The organism is Citrobacter sp. Cpa228, from assembly GCF_030333085.1.
Lineage (GTDB): Bacteria > Pseudomonadota > Gammaproteobacteria > Enterobacterales > Enterobacteriaceae > Citrobacter > Citrobacter pasteurii.
Genome location: NZ_JAOWGQ010000043.1, coordinates 325,461 through 343,164, shown reverse-complemented (window position 1 = coordinate 343,164; position 17,704 = coordinate 325,461). Strand labels below are relative to the sequence as shown.

At 53.3% G+C, this 17,704-nt stretch carries 14 protein-coding genes; 7 read left to right on the top strand and 7 right to left on the bottom strand.

Annotated elements, in window-relative coordinates:
• The first annotated feature begins 38 nt into the window (after nt 1-38).
• Nucleotides 39-2,276 (top strand): mechanosensitive channel protein, encoded by a 2,238-nt coding sequence (gene ybiO, locus OGX91_RS10915; protein WP_286626226.1) that lies wholly within the window; start codon nt 39-41, stop codon nt 2,274-2,276.
• On the opposite strand, the gene rlmF is transcribed toward ybiO, so the two are convergent.
• Nucleotides 2,273-3,199, bottom strand: a complete 927-nt coding sequence (rlmF, locus tag OGX91_RS10910) for a 23S rRNA (adenine(1618)-N(6))-methyltransferase RlmF (protein ID WP_005123691.1) — start codon at nt 3,197-3,199, stop codon at nt 2,273-2,275. The genes ybiO and rlmF overlap by 4 nt on opposite strands.
• Before the next feature lie 200 nt (nt 3,200-3,399).
• Here rlmF and mcbA point away from each other — a divergent pair, with 200 nt between their 5' ends.
• From mcbA to ybiJ, 5 genes are all read left to right on the top strand, one after another.
• Nucleotides 3,400-3,660 carry a DUF1471 family periplasmic protein McbA gene (gene mcbA / locus OGX91_RS10905; protein WP_040230433.1) on the top strand — a complete coding sequence of 87 codons (261 nt, stop codon included), beginning with the start codon at nt 3,400-3,402 and terminating at the stop codon, nt 3,658-3,660.
• 290 nt (nt 3,661-3,950) lie between these two features.
• Nucleotides 3,951-6,236 carry a catecholate siderophore receptor Fiu gene (locus OGX91_RS10900; protein ID WP_286626222.1) on the top strand — a complete coding sequence of 762 codons (2,286 nt, stop codon included), beginning with the start codon at nt 3,951-3,953 and terminating at the stop codon, nt 6,234-6,236.
• Nucleotides 6,237-6,279: 43 nt separating this feature from the next.
• Nucleotides 6,280-6,957 carry a PKHD-type hydroxylase YbiX gene (ybiX, locus tag OGX91_RS10895; RefSeq protein WP_199947314.1) on the top strand — a complete coding sequence of 226 codons (678 nt, stop codon included), beginning with the start codon at nt 6,280-6,282 and terminating at the stop codon, nt 6,955-6,957.
• A gap of 75 nt (nt 6,958-7,032) precedes the next feature.
• Nucleotides 7,033-7,299 (top strand): DksA/TraR family C4-type zinc finger protein, encoded by a 267-nt coding sequence (locus tag OGX91_RS10890; protein ID WP_286626221.1) that lies wholly within the window; start codon nt 7,033-7,035, stop codon nt 7,297-7,299.
• 301 nt (nt 7,300-7,600) lie between these two features.
• Nucleotides 7,601-7,861 (top strand): DUF1471 family protein YbiJ, encoded by a 261-nt coding sequence (gene ybiJ, locus OGX91_RS10885; protein WP_005123702.1) that lies wholly within the window; start codon nt 7,601-7,603, stop codon nt 7,859-7,861.
• A gap of 97 nt (nt 7,862-7,958) precedes the next feature.
• Here ybiJ and OGX91_RS10880 read toward each other — a convergent pair whose 3' ends face one another.
• The 5 genes from OGX91_RS10880 to OGX91_RS10860 all read right to left on the bottom strand — a co-directional run bounded on the left by OGX91_RS10880 (nt 7,959) and on the right by OGX91_RS10860 (nt 15,317).
• On the bottom strand, nt 7,959-9,044 hold the full coding sequence (locus tag OGX91_RS10880; RefSeq protein WP_155020846.1) for a malate/lactate/ureidoglycolate dehydrogenase: 1,086 nt from the start codon (nt 9,042-9,044) through the stop codon (nt 7,959-7,961).
• Between the two features lie 162 nt (nt 9,045-9,206).
• Nucleotides 9,207-10,175 (bottom strand): DNA-binding protein YbiB, encoded by a 969-nt coding sequence (gene ybiB / locus OGX91_RS10875; protein WP_188231817.1) that lies wholly within the window; start codon nt 10,173-10,175, stop codon nt 9,207-9,209.
• A gap of 29 nt (nt 10,176-10,204) precedes the next feature.
• Nucleotides 10,205-12,355 carry an ATP-dependent DNA helicase DinG gene (gene dinG / locus OGX91_RS10870; RefSeq protein ID WP_005123708.1) on the bottom strand — a complete coding sequence of 717 codons (2,151 nt, stop codon included), beginning with the start codon at nt 12,353-12,355 and terminating at the stop codon, nt 10,205-10,207.
• A 154-nt stretch (nt 12,356-12,509) separates the two neighbouring features.
• Nucleotides 12,510-13,931, bottom strand: a complete 1,422-nt coding sequence (locus tag OGX91_RS10865) for a DASS family sodium-coupled anion symporter (RefSeq protein ID WP_005123709.1) — start codon at nt 13,929-13,931, stop codon at nt 12,510-12,512.
• Nucleotides 13,932-13,964: 33 nt separating this feature from the next.
• Nucleotides 13,965-15,317, bottom strand: a complete 1,353-nt coding sequence (locus tag OGX91_RS10860; protein WP_005123710.1) for a class-II fumarase/aspartase family protein — start codon at nt 15,315-15,317, stop codon at nt 13,965-13,967.
• 202 nt (nt 15,318-15,519) lie between these two features.
• Between OGX91_RS10860 and OGX91_RS10855 the strand changes: the two genes are divergently transcribed.
• The gene (locus OGX91_RS10855; protein WP_005123711.1) at nt 15,520-16,254 is read left to right on the top strand and encodes a GntR family transcriptional regulator; all 735 of its coding nucleotides are present in this window, start codon (nt 15,520-15,522) and stop codon (nt 16,252-16,254) included.
• 68 nt (nt 16,255-16,322) lie between these two features.
• Here the strand turns inward: OGX91_RS10855 and rhlE are convergent, their stop codons facing one another.
• Nucleotides 16,323-17,672, bottom strand: coding sequence for an ATP-dependent RNA helicase RhlE (rhlE, locus tag OGX91_RS10850; protein ID WP_188231816.1), 1,350 nt, complete (start codon nt 17,670-17,672; stop codon nt 16,323-16,325).
• Nucleotides 17,673-17,704 lie beyond the last annotated feature (32 nt).

The following is a 17,704-nucleotide window of genomic DNA, read 5'->3' as shown; positions in this document are numbered from 1 at the left end:
ACTTATCCTTTTGAATTTATTTTCTCATGGGAGGAGTCATGCGCGGGATCCTGTTCATCATTGTTTGTCTGTTGAGTCTTCCGACCCAGGCGGTGACGATTCCTAGCATCACCACGCCAACGTCAACCAACGCACAAGCCACACCGGCAAAAGAACCGGATATTGAACAGAAAAAAGCGGCTTACGGCGCACTGGCCGATGTGCTGGAAAATGACGCCTCGCGTCAGGAGCTGATCGGTCAGTTACGCAAAGTGGCCACTGCCCCTCCTGCCGAGCCGGTACCGACCATTGTCCCGCCCACGTTAACGGAAGAAAAAACGGTGCTGGAAAACGTCACGGATGTCACCCGCCACTACGGTGAAGCCCTCTCCAGCCGCTTTGCCCAGCTTTATCGCAATATTACCGATGCCCCGCACAAGAGCTTTAACTCGCAAACGTTCACCAATGCCCTGACGCATTTTTTAATGCTGGCGGTGTCAGTGTTCGGTTTTTTCTGGCTGGTTCGCCTGTGTGCGCTGCCGCTGTATCGCAAAATGGGGCAATGGGCACGACGCAAAAACCGCGAGCGCAGCAACTGGCTCCAGCTTCCGGCGATGATCGTTGGCGCATTCGTTATCGATTTACTGCTGCTGGCGCTGACATTGTTTGTCGGGCAAATACTGAGCGATAAAATGAATGCCGGCAGCCGCACGATTGCCTTTCAGCAAAGCTTGTTTCTCAATGCCTTCGCACTGATTGAATTTTTTAAGGCCATTTTGCGCCTGATTTTTTGCCCGGCAGTGACAGAGCTGCGGCCATTTAATATTCAGGATGCTGGCGCGCGCTACTGGAACCGGCGTTTGAGTTCATTGAGCAGCCTGATTGGCTACGGGCTTATCGTTGCCGTGCCGATTATTTCGAATCAGGTCAATGTGCAGGTCGGCGCGATGGCAAACGTCATCATCATGCTGTGTATCACGCTATGGGCGCTGTACCTGATTTTCAGAAACAAGAAAGAGATAACGCAGCATTTGCTGAATCTGGCGGAAAGGTCCCTCGCTTTTTTCAGTCTGTTTATTCGCGCTTTTGCGTTGGTATGGCATTGGCTGGCCAGCGCCTACTTCATTGTGCTGTTTTTCTTCTCGCTGTTTGATCCCGGCAACAGCCTGAAATTCATGATGGGCGCTACGCTGCGCAGCCTGGTGATCGTCGGGATCGCCGCCTTTGTTTCGGGCATGCTTTCCCGCTGGATAGCCAAAACCATCACCCTTTCACCGCATACCCAGCGCAACTATCCGGAACTACAAAAGAGGTTGAATGGCTGGCTGTCGACGGCGTTAAGCGTGGCCAGGATCCTGACCGTGTGTGTCGCCGTTATGTTGCTACTCAACGCCTGGGGGCTGTTCGACTTCTGGAACTGGCTGCATTACGGCGCAGGCGAAAAAACGGTCGATATCCTGATCCGTATTGCGCTAATTTTATTCTTCTCCGCCATCGGCTGGACGATTCTCGCCAGCCTGATTGAAAATCGTCTGGCTTCCGATATTCATGGTCGCCCGCTGCCCAGTGCACGGACTCGTACGCTGTTGACGCTATTTCGCAACGCGCTGGCGGTGATCATCAGCACGATCACCATTATGATTGTGCTGTCAGAGATTGGCGTCAATATCGCCCCTTTACTGGCTGGTGCCGGGGCGCTGGGGCTGGCGATCTCTTTCGGCTCGCAAACGCTGGTAAAAGATATTATTACCGGGATCTTTATTCAGTTCGAAAATGGGATGAACACCGGGGATCTGGTCACTATCGGTCCGTTAACCGGCACGGTAGAACGCATGTCCATCCGCTCTGTGGGCGTGCGTCAGGACACCGGGGCATACCACATCATCCCGTGGTCCTCGATAACGACCTTCGCCAACTTTGTGCGTGGAATTGGATCGGTCGTCGCCAATTACGATGTAGACCGTCATGAAGATGCGGATAAAGCCAATCAGGCGCTGAAGGATGCAGTCGCTGCGGTGATGGAAAAGGATGATATTCGTGGGCTTATCATTGGCGAGCCGTCATTCGCCGGGATTGTGGGATTAACCAATACGGCATTCACCTTGCGGGTCTCATTTACCACCCTGCCGCTGAAGCAGTGGACGGTACGTTTTGCGCTCGACAGTCAGGTGAAGAAATATTTCGATCTGGCGAACATACGCGCGCCGGTACAGACATATCAGGTCTTGCCTGCACCGGTGAATGGCCCAACGCCTGCGGCAAGCGAACCGCTGCCGCCAACCGAGCCCACGCTTTAGCGTTGACGCGCCATAAAACGGCGACGCTGATCGTTATCCATAAAGGTCCAGGCAATAAAGCGGCTCTGCTTTTGTCCCTGGGCCATCTCTTTCTTCACCACTTTCACCGCGCCCGCGTCCGTTAACGCGTGATACAGCGGAGGCAAATTCTCGCCACGCGAAACCAGCGTGGTGAACCACATTACCTGGCGACCAAAGGCCTGGCTTTCGGCGATCATTTTTTTGATGAACGCCACTTCACCACCTTCACACCACAGCTCCTGCTGCTGGCCGCCAAAGTTCAGCGCATCATCTTTGTCTTGCCCCAGATTGCGGCGTTTGCGCTCGCTTCCGGCACGGGCAGAGGCAGCAGAATCATGGAATGGCGGATTACACAATGTAGCTTCATACTGCTCATTTTTGTGAATGATGCCATTGAAGATAGCCGAAGCATCTTTCTGACGACGCAAACGAATCGCCCGGGTTAAGCCAGGGTTGCCATTGATAATTGCCTGAGCGCTGCTAAACGCTTCGCTACTGGTTTCGCTGCCGGTAAAACGCCAGCCATATTCATGCACGCCAATCAGCGGGTAAATACAGTTTGCCCCTACGCCTATGTCCAGGATGCTCGCATTTGCCGGAATGGTTCCGGTAGTTTCACCCAACAGGTCGGCCAGATGGTGAATGTAGTCCGCACGACCCGGAACCGGCGGACACAGGAAACCTTCCGGGATATCCCAGTTTGCCACCGCATAATAATGCGCCAGCAGTGCTTTATTGAGCGCCTTAACTGCCTGCGGATTCGCGAAATCAACACTCTGCTCGCCGCCTGGCGTGAGGGTGAGAAATTGCGTCAGCTCTGGGGTAACCTGGCATAACGTCGCAAGATCATAACGGCCATTGTGGCGGTTGCGTGGATGTAATCCCGGTTTCTGGGGGGGCATAGCATTCTCCTTTTAACAGCGGCGTAAGATACCCGCATAACGCCACGGGGTAAACATACACAGCAGGGAAATTTCATTTTTTATGCGAATTCTATCGTTCAAAAAACAGCCTGTTGTTGGTCGATTTTTTGCGGCAAATGCCCTGCAATGACGACCTAAACTTATCAGGCACGATCTGTTGTTTCTCAGAGGATATCATCATGAAGAAATGCCTCACATTCCTTGCCGCTACCGTACTTACCGGCATGACATTTGCGACTTTTGCTGCACAGCCCAATACCAGTCCTGCCACCGGTCCACTACAAGCCTCCGGTACGATTTCCGTGGGCGGAGCATCAAGCCTGGATGACCTCGAAGGTAAGCTGGCAGAAAAAGCAAAAGAGCAAGGCGCGAAAGGTTTTGTGGTTAATTCCGCTGGCGGTAAAAATCAGATGTACGGTACAGCAACTATCTATAAGTAACTCTCCCTCAGCTCAACTGCATTCGCCCTGAATGCAGTTTGCTGTCCTTTCTTTCTGATATCCCCTGCGTGAACTGTAACCGCCATGTTGGAATTTTGAATCCAATGTAAATAAATGTATTTATTTTTGAAGTAATGAATGCTAAAACGTCTCACTGATTAGCAATGATTATCAAAATCATTATCAATTACATATTCATTTTCGCGAGACCTGCAGGGTACAACATCCACAGAGATGTCCCTTCGCGTGAATGAAACCTTCTACTCAAAAATAATAAGTCACTTATTAACATGGATAAAAATCGCAACTTGCCGTCCAGTAGTTTTCATTCACTGACTTTTTTTGCTGGTCTGTGCATTGGCCTGTCTCCGCTAGCCCAGGCTGTCGCAGCAGGCGATCAGGATAAAAAACAAGAAGATACGTTGGTCGTTGAAGCGGCTAAACCTTCGCTGTATGCGCCTACGCAGTCTGCCGACCCTAAATTCTCCCGCCCTGTGGCGGATACCACCCGCACCATGACGGTGATTTCCGAGCAAGTGATTAAGGATCAAGGCGCAACAAATCTGACCGATGCGCTGAAAAACGTACCGGGCGTTGGCGCGTTTTTCGCCGGTGAAAACGGCAACTCCACCACCGGTGATGCGGTTTATATGCGTGGTGCAGATACCTCGAACAGTATTTATATCGACGGTGTTCGTGATATCGGCAGCGTCACGCGCGATACCTTCAATACCGAACAGGTCGAAGTGATCAAAGGCCCTTCCGGCACCGACTATGGGCGTAGCGCGCCGACGGGCTCCATCAATATGATCAGCAAACAGCCGCGCACCGACTCCGGGATCGATGCGTCAGCCAGCGTCGGCAGCGCCTGGTTCCGCCGCGGCACGCTGGACATTAACCAGGCTATCGGCGACACCGCCGCCGCACGCTTAAATCTGATGGGCGAAAAAACACATGATGCCGGTCGCGACAACGTGAAGAATGAACGTTACGGCGTGGCCCCCTCTCTCGCTTTTGGCTTAGGCACTGAGAACCGACTGTATCTGAACTATCTGCACGTGACTCAACACAACACACCGGACGGGGGCATTCCCACCATCGGCCTGCCGGGATATTCCGCGCCTTCCGCAGGGACGTCTGCACTGAATCATTCAGGAAAAGTGGATACGCATAACTTCTACGGCACCAACTCGGATTACGACGATTCGACGACCGATACCGCGACAATACGTTTTGAACATGATCTGAACGACAGCACCACGATTCGCAACACCACCCGCTGGTCACGTATTAAACAGGATTATTTGATGACGGCGGTAATGGGCGGCGCGTCTAACATTACGCAACCCACCAGCAGCGTCGACACCTGGACATGGTCACGCCTGGCAAATACCAAAGATGTCAGTAACAAAATCCTGACCAACCAGACCAACCTGACCTCAAAATTTTACACCGGGTCCATCGGTCATGACATCAGTACCGGTGTGGAGCTGACGCGCGAAACACAAACCAACTATGGCGTAGCCCCGATCACCCCGCCGCCGGTTAATATTTATCACCCCAACAGCGACGTGAATATCGGCGGATTATCGCGTAACGGCGCCAACGCTAACGGGCAAACCGACACGTTTGGCGTATACGCTTTTGATACGTTACAAATTACCCGTGAGTTTGAGCTGAACGGTGGTATTCGCCTCGACAATTACCGCACTGAATATGACAGCGCCACCGCTTGCGGCGCTTCTGGCCGTGGTGCAGTTGCATGTCCGACAGGCGTCGCCAAAGGTTCTCCGGTTACGACCGTGGATACTGCCAAATCAGGCAATCTGGTGAACTGGAAAGCAGGCGCGCTGTATCACCTGACCGATAACGGCAATGTCTACATTAACTATGCCGTTTCTCAGCAACCGCCGGGCGGCAGTAACTTTGCCCTTGCGCAGGGCGGAACCGGTAACAGCGCAAACCGTACCGACTTCAAACCGCAAAAAGCGAAAACCAGCGAGATCGGCACCAAATGGGAGGTGCTGGATAAGCGCCTGCTGTTAACCGCCGCGATTTTCCGTACGGATATTGAAAATGAAGTAGAGCAGAACGACGACGGAACATATTCTCAGTACGGGGAGAAACGCGTTGAAGGCTACGAACTCTCTGTAGCAGGCAACATTACCCCCGCATGGCAGGTTATTGGGGGATACACCCAGCAACGCGCCACGATCCACAGCGGCAAAAACGTTGCTCAGGATGGTTCTTCTTCCCTGCCCTATACGCCGGAACATGCGTTCACGCTGTGGAGCCAGTATCAGGCTACCGATGATATTTCCGTTGGTGCGGGCGCACGCTACGTGGGCAGTATGCATCGCGGTTCGGACGGCGCCGTGGGTACGCCATCTTATACTGAAGGTTACTGGGTCGCCGACGCCAAACTGGGTTATCGTGTGAATCGCAATCTCGATTTCCAGCTGAACGTCTATAACCTGTTCGACACCGATTATGTATCCTCCATTAACAAGAGCGGATACCGTTACCATCCGGGCGAGCCAAGAACCTTCCTGCTCACCGCCAATATGCATTTCTGATCCATCTCGTGGGGCGTAAGCCCCACTTTCAGGAGAAACACTGATGATGTACCACATTCCCGGCGTTCTGTCGGCGCAGGATGTTGCCTGGTTTCGCGAACAACTGGACGCTGCCGACTGGGTTGATGGCCGCGCAACCACCGGCGCTCAGGGCGCACAGGTAAAAAACAACCAGCAGGTGGATACGCAAAGTGAGCGTTACGGCATTTTGCAACAGGCGGTACAAACCGCGGTGAATAACAGCCCGCTTTTCTTCGCCGCAGCATTACCGAAAACGCTCTCCACACCGCTGTTTAATCGCTACCAGGACCACGAAACCTACGGTTTTCACGTTGACGGCGCGGTACGTAGTCATCCGGAAAACGGCTGGATGCGCACAGACCTTTCCGCAACCTTATTCCTCAGTAATCCCGACGATTATGCGGGAGGAGAGCTGCTGGTCAATGACACCTACGGCCAGCATGCGGTGAAACTTCCGGCAGGCGATCTGGTGCTTTACCCTTCCAGCAGCTTGCACTGCGTTACGCCGGTAACCCGTGGGGTTCGTGTGGCATCCTTTATGTGGATCCAGTCGATGATCCGTGACGATAATAATCGCGCCATGCTTTTTGAACTGGATAAAAACATTCAGTCCCTGAAGGCACGTCATGGGGAAAGTAGCGAGATCCTGTCATTACTCAATCTCTACCATAACCTGCTGCGCGAATGGTCTGAAATCTGATACCGCTGATGCGTGGTCGTTTTTCGCCCATCACATTCGCTATACTTATTCTGTAGACATCAGCAGGAGGTACATATGGCATCCGGATGGGCAAATGACGACGCAGTTAACGAACAGATCAACAATACTATTGAAGATGCTGTTGCCCGCGCCCGCGGTGAGTTACCGACGGGGGAAAGTCTGTATGAATGTGAAGAATGCGGCAATCCTATGCCACAGGCCAGGCGTGAGGCAGTACCTGGCGTACGCTTGTGTGTCGCATGCCAGCAGGATAAAGATTCACATAGTTCTACATTTTCAGGATATAATCGCAGAGGTTCGAAAGATAGCCAGCTACGTTGACTCATCTTTACCAAAAGTTTCAGCGCATACGATTTCCTTTACGAGCACGCTTTTTCGCACTCTGTGTGGCAAAATGTGCCGTTGTTGGTTTCTCTGTAAAGCGTAGTGACAAGAACTGTAAATCCTTCGTCTGAATTTATTAATATTCAATAAGTTATTTGTCATTCAATTTTTTTGATTGATGTCGTCAATTCTATTCGATTTTCTCTCACCCAAAAAAACGTGATACTTATCACATCGACGGAACAACGTCTTCTTAACAGAACATCGACTAACCGAATAAACCTGCGAGAGAAAAATCATGAAAAACATTAAATTTGCTGTTGCTGCTATCGCCCTGTCTACCCTGTCATTTGGCGTTTTCGCTGCCGAGCCGGTTTCCTCCACTCAGGCACAAAGCATGAATAAGATTGGTGTAGTTTCTGCTGATGGCGCCACCACGCTGGATGGCCTGGAAGCCAAACTGGCTGAGAAAGCGGCTGCTGCTGGTGCATCTGGTTACAGCATCACTTCCGCTGTCGGTAAAGACAAAATGAGCGGCACCGCGGTTATCTATAAATAACCGAAAGATTACCTGTACGACCCAATGCTCCAACCCTCATTGACCCTGTTTGTTACCCTTTGTTTGCCCGTCCGCCACTGGACGGGCTTTTTTTTGCTTAGTATTCCAGCCGTTGACGGAATTCCTGCAACACGGCGTCCGGCATGCCTATTTGCAGGGCCGCCTCGCAAATCGCCTGCCAGCTTCCGGTATCCAGCGGAATACCTTTTTCCAGCCGTTCCTCGCGAGTATTCACTTCCCACTCCCCTGGCAACAGGATCGGGGCATCTTCAGCATGCGGGGACGCTTTCACCCATTCAGCAAATGCCGCAACCTGGTTGTCACAGTCCGGCGCGCCAAACAGTTCCGGATTCATAATAATTGTGGTCATACAGTTAATGATGGCGTCCGGGCTGGTCTGCAGGCTCTCTTCATGCGTGGTTTTACCCCCTGAAAGCGCACCACCCATAATTTCGCACATCGCGGCCAGCGCATAACCTTTGTGTTGGGCAAACGTGAGCAACGACCCCAGCGGAGAGACCTGCATCACGGCAGGATCGGTTGTGGGCATCCCGTTTGTATCAATCAGGCATCCCGGAGCCACCGGCTCCCCCTTGTGCCATGCCACCCGGGTTTTGCCAAACGCGATGGCACTGGTTGCATAGTCGAGCAATAGCGGGAAGGTATTTTTACGCGGAAAAACAACGCAGAAGGGGTTGGTGCCAAAACGACTATCGCGGCCATGAAACGGTGCGACCATCGGGATCCCGACCACACTCACAAAATGCACTGAGACAAAACCTGCCGCCGCACATTGCTCCGCCCAGTAGCCAATACGTCCGATATGATGCGAATTATGTAATGCCACGGCGGCGATACCGTGCTGGCGCGCTTTTTCAATCCCCAGCGTGATTGCTTCGTGCGCCGCCACTTGGCCAAAGGCACTATCGCCATCAAGCGTAATCACCGCCCCCGCATCTTTAACCACTTTGGCATGACGATTGATCTGCAGATGTCCCTGCGAGAATGAGCGAATATAGCTTGGGATCATGCCGATGCCGTGGGAGTCATGACCGGCGAGGTTAGAGGCAATCAGATGATCGGCCACCAACTGCGCTTCCTGTTTATTGCTTCCCATCTGGTGAAACACGGCCTGGATAAAGGCGTGCAGCGTTGGCACATGGAAGCGATGTCCACTGTTCATTGTTATCTCCTGTTGTGTCGCGTGTTGATTGTGTTTCTTATTATTCAACAAACTATGCTGCGCCACGGCGCTCAGGAGGTCAATAAACGTGCAGAAATTTCACGTTGATGAAAAGAGAGAACCGACAGGCCTGGTAAATGGCCCGCCGGAACAACAAATGGATTAGAAACTTTGCTCGACGCGAGCAAGTCCTTCATCCAGCGTCGCGGATTCACCGGTTGCCACCAGGCAGCAGGCCATCTGGATTTTCAGCGATGCCGGAACCGGCTCACTGCCAGCCAGACAACGCTCAATCCAGCGTGCGGTGGTTTCCGGGTCTTTTGCCACCGGCAGCGGTACCGGCTCGTCAGGCATCTCGCTCTGTCGGTCCTGTAGCACTCGCACGCCGGACGAATCTATCAGGCTTATCTGCGGACAGCGCTGCGGGTTGGCGTACACCTCGCCTTCGGTACCGTGCATCAACAGGCCACGTCCACCGATATCGCCGAAGAATTTTGCCACACGTGAGACGTATTCCGGGTGTGACACGCTGGAAAGACGCAGCGCGGCGTCTTCGGCAAACGGCGTGGCTAATTTAGCCAGCGTGTGCGCACTGTTGCGCACCCCCATTCTCCAGCGCATCGCCAGCTGTTTTTCCAGCGGAGGGCACAGCGCGCTTACCGGGATAAACACCGGCTGATGACCATCCAGTTTTGCCTGTGCCTGCCCGGCATGCAGCGTCGGCGCAATCCCCATCAGTTCAAAAATGGTTTCTGTCAGCACGCGGGTAGGATCCTCGCTGACGCCATGCACCACCACCGGGAATCCCAGCTTATGCAGTAAAATCGCCAATAGCGGCGTCAAATTCGCCTGCTTGCGCGCGCCATTGTAACTGGGGATAACAATGGGCATGGGTTTGGCAACTGGCGGCGTCAGGCGAATGGTGTGGTTTTGCATCGCTTCATAAAAGCCCAGCATCTCCGCTTCTCCCTCTCCTTTAATGCGCAACGCAATCAGCACGCCGCCCATCTCAAGGTCAGGGACATCGCCATTCAGCATATGGGTATACAGTCCGCGAGCAGTATCCTGGTCCAGGTCACGCGCGTGATTTTTACCTCGCCCAATCTCTTTGATGATTTTGCGGTAATCCATCGATAACTCCTTTCCTGTTGCTCGCATCGTTAACGCCGACGGCGGCGCGTAGGTTTCGTTTTTTCTTTTGGTTTTACTATAACGTCTGGCACAGCAGGTTGCTCTATCGGAAAAATGGGTAACGCATTCAGTAAACGCTTGCCATAGTTTTTGGTCAACAACCGCTTATCGTAGATCACGACTTCACCCCAGCAGCCATGGCTACGAATGAGTCGCCCAACCTGCTGGATCAAATTGAACGATGCTGCCGGTAAGCTTTGCACCTCAAAAGGGTAGCGGTTCAGGCTTTTCAGCCACTCCCCCTCAGTGACCACTACCGGACTGTCGATAGGCGGAAACGCAATTTTGTGAATATGCACCTGGCTCAGCAGCTCGCCTTTCAAATCCAGACCTTCAGCAAAAGACTGCAGCCCAACCAGCACGCTGCGTTCGCCGTTTTCTACCCGTTTTCGGTGTAACTCCACCAGACGATAGCGCGGCTGGTCGCCCTGTACCAGCAACAGCAGGCGCAGATCGGTAACGTGCTCAAGAAAACGCTGCATCGCCCGACCGCTGGCAAACAGTACCAGCATGCCCTGATGCTTTTTACTTTCCAGTTGTTCGCGGAAATAAGCGGCCATTTCCGCGATATGCTGCTCTTCGTGCTCAATTAACGGTTCGTAGCGCATCTGCGGAATAACGATTTTGCCCTGCTCAACGTGGTTAAACGGTGAATCCAGCGCGACAAAGCGGTCTCCGGCCTTTTCTTTCAGCCCGCTCATTTCCTGAAGACGCGAGAAGCTATTGAGAGAACGCAGCGTGGCAGAAGTGACAATAATATGCGGCACGCTGCGCCACAGCAGGCGTTCGAGCTGATCGCTCACGCGGATCCCCACGCAGTGAAACCAGACGTGGATCTGTCCGTCACGCACCTCACGCGTCGCCCATTTACTCACCGGCGCGCCTGATGACTGCGCGAGCGATGCCAAACGCCACAATTTGCTTTGCGCCTCAAACATGCCCAGCGCCCGGTTCATCTGTAAAATAACCCGATGCAGACGCACAATATCGTGGGTGCCGGTTTTTTCGCTGAGATCGTTGAGAAACAATTCAGCCAGACCGCGCAGCATTTCCGTCAGTTTCGCCAGTCGCTGGCAGATCTCCATCACTTCACCAGGCAGTTCTCCCATTGCAAAGCGGTGTTCCGCTTCCTGGGTAGCGGGCATATAGAGATTGAGGATGTTATTAAGTGAGGCAATCAGCTCATATAGCTCTTCACAGTGACCGTTCAACCGCTCGGCGTTCGCCAGTGGCGGCGTGGTTTTCGGGCGGAACTGCTCCATGCAGGTCGCGACTAATTTGCAAAACAGATCCAGTTGGAGCCGATACCAGGGGGCGCTGATTTCTGCACTCATCTCCAGCGCATCGCGGGCAACATCCGGCAAATGATGGCCTTCATCAAGGACCAGCAGCAGGTTTTTCGGCTCTGGCAAAACGGCTTCGCTTTCCATAGCCGCCATCACCAACGCGTGATTGGCTACCACCACTTCGGCTTCCTGAATCTCGCGGCGGGCGACAAAAAAAGGACATTCACGATAGTAGTGGCAGTTGCGGTTCAGACAGCTCGCTTTATCGGTGCTCAGACGCTGCCAGAGTCCGTCATCAATGGCGATACCCGTGTGATCGCGCAGCCCGTCCCACTTGTAGCTATCGAGATCGCCTTTTAGCCTGGCGCAGCGCTTTTGTTCTTCCTGGTTGTTGGGCGTCAGGTCATCGTCAAGAAAGGCCAGCAGATCCTGCTGATTGGGTTCGGTACTGGCCAGCGCCGCTAAATTACGCGGGCAGACATAGCGACCACGACCAAACGCGGCGGTAAAACGCAGATCGGGGATAATTTTACGCAGCAACGGCAGGTCTTTGCTGTAGATCTGATCCTGCAAAGCAACGTTGGCGGTACTGACCACCAGCGTTTTTTGTTCTTCACGCGCAATGGCAATACCGGGGATCAGGTACGACAGGGTTTTCCCCACCCCGGTCGGCGCTTCAATCGCCAGATGCCGCCCTTCTTCACCTGCCAGCGTTTTCGCAACGTCAGCAATCATCTGCCGCTGCGGCGCACGGGGGATAAAGTCGGGGATCTGTTCCTGAAGCGCCTTATACCAGGCGGCGATTTGCGCTTTTAACGCGGCCGTTAGTGCCATGAGAAAACCTGAAATACTGTATAAACAGCCACTATTGTGGCACATTTCAGTCCCTGGATGTACCTTTTTCCCCCATTCTGGAAAGCGCTTCGCAATTCATTTTTCCTGGCCGGACGGCTGTTCGGGTCCTGTCCGGCCAATAATTCGCTAACGCTTAATAGTATCCCAACAGCTTCCACCACAGCATGCCCACGACAAAAATGATAATCACATTCGCCGTCACCACGCAGAGGTTGATTTTGTAAAAGCGCGGACGTTCAAAATAACCCTGGGCAAAATAAATGGGGCCAGGTCCACCACCGTACTCGGTATTCCCCCACATCAGGTTACTAAAGATACCGAAGCAAATAGCCACCATCATCGGCGGCGCGCCTGCTGCGATCGCCGTGGCCGCGAAAGGGGCATACAGTGCAGCGACATGCCCGGTCGCCGTAGCGAAGAGATAATGGACGTAAATGTAAAGGATCCCCAACACAATAAACGATTCGATCGCGCCAAAACCCTGAATACCGCTGCCTAATTTTATGGTCATCCATTTAATAAAGCCCAGATCGGCAAGCCCTGTCGCCAGACTAATAATGACGCTAAACCAGATCACCGTATCCCAGGCCGCATGGTCATTAAGCAAACTTTTCCAGCTAACAGCGCCCGAGGCAAACAGATACGCAGCTAATCCCAGCCCGACAGATGTGGCAGACAATCCCGTAATCAAGCTGGTACCCCAGCCAACCAGCGCCAGCACAAAACCAAACGCGACCTTTTTCTCGTTGCTGCTCATCGAACCGAGCTCACCGAGGGCCTGTTTGCCCATCGCTTTCGCCTCCGGCGTACGCTTAAGCTCGGGATCCAATAATTTATAGACCAGTAGCGGCATCAGGCAGAAACAGACCATCGCAGGGACCACTGCGGAAATAAACCATCCACCCCAGGTTATCTCTATTCCTAATGACGATTTCGCCAGACTCGCTACCAGCGGATTCGCCGCCATCCCGGTGAGAAATATTGCCCCGGTAATCGGCGTAAACTGGAAGCACACCATGGTTAAGAAATCGCCGATACGCTTGCCCGTTGCCCCTGGTGCGGAACCCAATACATCATTGATGGAACGAGTGATAGGGAAAATAATCCCCCCGGAACGCGCGGTTACGGATGGCATCGCCGGGGCCATAATCAGATCGGAAACCCCCAGTGAGTAAGCTATACCCAGGCTACTGCCACCAAAGAGCGATAACATTTTATACGCAATACGTTTCCCCAATCCCGAGGTTACAAAACCAAGAGACAAGACGTAGGCACAGAAAATGAGCCATACCGTACCGGATGCAAAACCTGACAATGCTTTTGCCTCTGGCAAGGTTTTGGTAAAAATGACCACGCAAAGTGCAATCAACATCACCGCCCCCGAAGGGAGCGGCTGGGTAAGGATCGCGGCAATGGTCGCGGCAAATATCGCGAACATATGCCAGGCCTGAGGCGTCAGACCATCAGGTACGGGATAAAACCAAACGATCGCGCCTATCGCCAGCGGTATCAGGAACGACAGAATGGATTTTCCCGCGACAGAATTTGTTGACATAAAAATATCCTTATTCCGTTAGCCCAAGAGCGTTCATTTCCGCGACATATATCTCGCTAATACCTGATCCACCATTGCTGGCGCCATTCCAAGGTAATTTGCCGGGTCGGTCAGTTCTTCAATCAACTGCGGGTCAAGTCGTTCCGAGACAGATGGCATCGCATTCAGCACATCCGCCAGTCGTCCCCCTTGTTCATTGACGATACGACAGGCGTCGTACACGACGTCATGCGCATCCTGACGACCGATATACGGCGCCAGTCCCATCATGACCGCTTCAGCCACAATCAGTCCGTTGGTCATGCCGAGGTTACGTTTCATCGCCGCTTCATCAACCACCAGCCCCGCCAGCATAAAGTTAGCCTGATGCAATGCCCCGGCGCTGAGGACGAAACTTTCCGGGATAGCAATCCATTCGGCATGCCACGGCCCGGTTGCGCGCTCCAGATCCTGCACCATTGCATCAAGCATCAGCCCTGCCTGTTGGCGAACGCCTTTGGCACAGGCCAGCATTAACTCGCTGGAAATAGGGTTGCGTTTCTGCGGCATAGTACTGCTGGCGCCGCGCCCTTTAACAAACGGCTCATACAACTCACCAAACTCGTTTGCTGCCAGCAGCATTACGTCGTAGGCAATCTTGCCCAGCGACCCGGTAATCACCGCTAACAGATTCACCGCTTCGGCAAAACCATCACGCGCAACATGCCATGTGGACGTAGGGACATTCAGCCCAAGTTCTTCCATCATCGCTTTTTGTACCGCCAGCCCTTTATCCCCCAGCGATGCCAGCGTACCGGCTGCACCCGCAAATTCGCCGACCAATACACGAGGACGCGCCTGAGTCAGACGTTCCGCGTGACGTTCAAACATATCCAGCCAGATGGCTGTTTTATAACCAAAGGTTACGGGCAGAGCCTGCTGCAAATGGGTTCTCCCGGCCATCGGCGTATCACGGTAACGGCGTGAGAGATCGGCCAGCGTCGCACGAAGCTTGTCCATATCGGTTTCAATTAACGCGAATGCATCACGAATTTGCAGAACTACCGCGGTGTCCATGATGTCCTGCGTGGTTGCGCCCCAGTGCACATAGCCGCCGGACTCGCCAGCCTGTTTAGAAATCTGGTGCACCAGCGGTAGGATCGGATAACCCACGATTTCGGTTTCATGGCGTAATAAATCAAAATCGAGCGTATCGGCATTACATTTTTCAGCAATTTCCTGCGCCGCAGCCTCGGGTATCACACCGCAGCGTGCCTGGGCTTTGGCTAATGCCACTTCCACTTCCACGTATTTGCGTACCAGCTCGCGATCGTCAAACACCGCGCGCATCGCTGGTGTGCCGAAAGAATCCCTGAACAGAACAGAATCAAGTACATTCGAAGCCATAAATCCCCCTGGAAAATCTGATAGTGATAAGATGCGTGTTTACGGTGGTTTGTTAGATATTCAAACACCGCCACAATGTCCAGACATAATAAAATGTCCGTACATTTGAATGTACGGACATTTATAGTATTCATAAGAAATGTAGGGAATAGTCCGTACAAATTTTCGTGATAAAGATCACTAATATTTTGATGAAACCGCGATGAAAGAATCTCTGTACAAGCGAATAGCACGTGAACTGGCGCAGCAAATTTCGGTGGGGACCTTTGCCCCCGGCTCGCTGTTTCCAACGGAAATGGAACTGTGCGAAACATGGCAGGTCAGCCGCCACACCATGCGTGAGGCGTTAAGGGAATTAACAGAACAGGGGCTGATTTCACGGCGTAAAGGCGCGGGAACTCGCGTTTGCGAACCTAAGACTAACGGTGTCAATCACCCGCTATCGCATCTTGAGGATCTGTTGCTGCTGGCCAAAAACAATCTGCGCGTCATCAAGAAAATCGATGAGATTGTGGCAGACATCGAGTTGTCCCAGATGATTGGCTGCCCGCCAGGTTCCCGCTGGCTGCACATTGCCAGCACTCGCGAAGATGCGCAAAACCCCGACGCGCCAATCTGCTGGACGGACAGCTATGCCAGCACGGATTACGCCAAGCTGCGCACCTACATCCGTGACGATCCACACTCATTAATCAGCGATTTGATCGAAACTCATTACGGCATCAAAAGCCATGAGGTGCATCAGACTATTACGGCTGTCGGTGTGCCCAAAAAGGTGGCAAAGATCCTTAACGTAGCGCCTGATTCGCCAGCAATGAGAATTGTGCGTCGTTATCTGGACAGGGACGGGAAAGTATTTGAGACAACGATTTCGATTCACCCGGCAGGACGATATACCTGCTCGATCGTGCTGAAATCGCAAAGTTCGGGGGAGTGATTGAGCTGTCCGGCCTACACCCTGTGTAGACCGGATAGCGTGTTTATACTGCCAGACAGCAAGGTGAATTACTGGGCGGAAGACGGTTTGCGCGGACGGCGCGGTGGACGAGGCTTATCGCCTGCCGGTTTGCCTTCGCCGCTACGCGGTTTCGCTTTTGGCGCACCGCCATCCTGACGACGCGGCTGCTGACCACGCCCTGCGCCACCCTGACCGCGACCGCCACCGCCACCACCACGCTGCTGGCGACCGTTCTGGATCGGCTCGGCTTTGATGGAGGGGTCCGGCTCGTAGCCTGGCGTTGTAATACGCGGGATCTCTTTTTTCAGCAGCTTCTCGATGTCACGCAACAACTTGTGTTCATCGACGCACACCAGAGACAACGCTTCGCCGGTAGCGGCGGCACGCCCGGTACGACCAATACGGTGCACATAATCTTCCGGGACGTTTGGCAGCTCGTAGTTCACCACGTGCGGCAACTCTTCAATGTCCAGGCCACGCGCGGCAATATCCGTCGCCACCAGCACGCGAATATCACCGGATTTAAAATCGGCCAGCGCGCGGGTACGCGCTCCCTGAGATTTGTTACCGTGGATCGCCGCGCTGCGGATACCGTCTTTATTCAGCTGTTCAGCCAGATGATTCGCACCGTGTTTGGTACGGGTAAACACCAGCACCTGCTGCCAGTTGCCTTGACCTATCATCTGCGACAACAGCTCACGTTTACGTTTTTTATCCACGAAATGAACGTGCTGAGTCACCTGCTCTGACGCGGTATTACGACGCGCCACTTCGATTTCCAGCGGATTGTGCAGCAGCTTTTCGGCCAGCGACTTAATATCGTCAGAGAACGTTGCTGAGAACAACAGGTTCTGGCGTTTTGCCGGCAGCTTCGCCAGAACGCGACGAATGTCGTGAATAAAACCCATATCCAGCATGCGGTCAGCTTCATCCAGTACCAGGATCTCAACCTGATCCAGTTTCACCGCATTCTGGTGTTCCAGATCGAGCAAACGACCAGGCGTGGCAATCAGCACATCCACGCCGCCGCGCAGTTTCATCATCTGCGGGTTGATACTGACGCCGCCGAACACCACCAGCGAGCGGATGTTCAGATACTTACTGTAATCACGTACGTTTTCGCCAATCTGAGCCGCCAGTTCGCGGGTTGGCGTGAGGATCAGCGCACGCACCGGGCGACGGCTTTTACCATGCGGCTGATGGGTAATCAGGTGCTGCAACAACGGCAGGGTAAAACCTGCCGTTTTCCCCGTACCGGTCTGGGCGCTGGCCATCAGATCGCGGCCTTCCAGCACGGCAGGGATCGCCTGCTGCTGAATAGGGGTAGGTTCACGGTAACCCTGTTCGGCAACGGCACGTAAAATTTCAGGGTTTAAACCAAGGGAATCAAAAGACATAACAACTCCGAACCGCCCTGACCGTTACCGGT

What these genes read in the sequence shown, in the direction of transcription:
- rlmF (WP_005123691.1), bottom strand. Translation starts at nt 3,199, where the DNA reads ATGCCCCCCCAGAAACCGGGATTACATCCACGCAACCGCCACAATGGC.
- OGX91_RS10860 (WP_005123710.1), bottom strand. Translation starts at nt 15,317, where the DNA reads ATGGCTTCGAATGTACTTGATTCTGTTCTGTTCAGGGATTCTTTCGGC.
- ybiJ (WP_005123702.1), top strand. Translation starts at nt 7,601, where the DNA reads ATGAAAAACATTAAATTTGCTGTTGCTGCTATCGCCCTGTCTACCCTG.
- rhlE (WP_188231816.1), bottom strand. Translation starts at nt 17,672, where the DNA reads ATGTCTTTTGATTCCCTTGGTTTAAACCCTGAAATTTTACGTGCCGTT.
- OGX91_RS10880 (WP_155020846.1), bottom strand. Translation starts at nt 9,044, where the DNA reads ATGAACAGTGGACATCGCTTCCATGTGCCAACGCTGCACGCCTTTATC.
- ybiX (WP_199947314.1), top strand. Translation starts at nt 6,280, where the DNA reads ATGATGTACCACATTCCCGGCGTTCTGTCGGCGCAGGATGTTGCCTGG.
- OGX91_RS10890 (WP_286626221.1), top strand. Translation starts at nt 7,033, where the DNA reads ATGGCATCCGGATGGGCAAATGACGACGCAGTTAACGAACAGATCAAC.
- OGX91_RS10865 (WP_005123709.1), bottom strand. Translation starts at nt 13,931, where the DNA reads ATGTCAACAAATTCTGTCGCGGGAAAATCCATTCTGTCGTTCCTGATA.
- mcbA (WP_040230433.1), top strand. Translation starts at nt 3,400, where the DNA reads ATGAAGAAATGCCTCACATTCCTTGCCGCTACCGTACTTACCGGCATG.
- dinG (WP_005123708.1), bottom strand. Translation starts at nt 12,355, where the DNA reads ATGGCACTAACGGCCGCGTTAAAAGCGCAAATCGCCGCCTGGTATAAG.
- ybiO (WP_286626226.1), top strand. Translation starts at nt 39, where the DNA reads ATGCGCGGGATCCTGTTCATCATTGTTTGTCTGTTGAGTCTTCCGACC.
- OGX91_RS10855 (WP_005123711.1), top strand. Translation starts at nt 15,520, where the DNA reads ATGAAAGAATCTCTGTACAAGCGAATAGCACGTGAACTGGCGCAGCAA.
- ybiB (WP_188231817.1), bottom strand. Translation starts at nt 10,175, where the DNA reads ATGGATTACCGCAAAATCATCAAAGAGATTGGGCGAGGTAAAAATCAC.
- OGX91_RS10900 (WP_286626222.1), top strand. Translation starts at nt 3,951, where the DNA reads ATGGATAAAAATCGCAACTTGCCGTCCAGTAGTTTTCATTCACTGACT.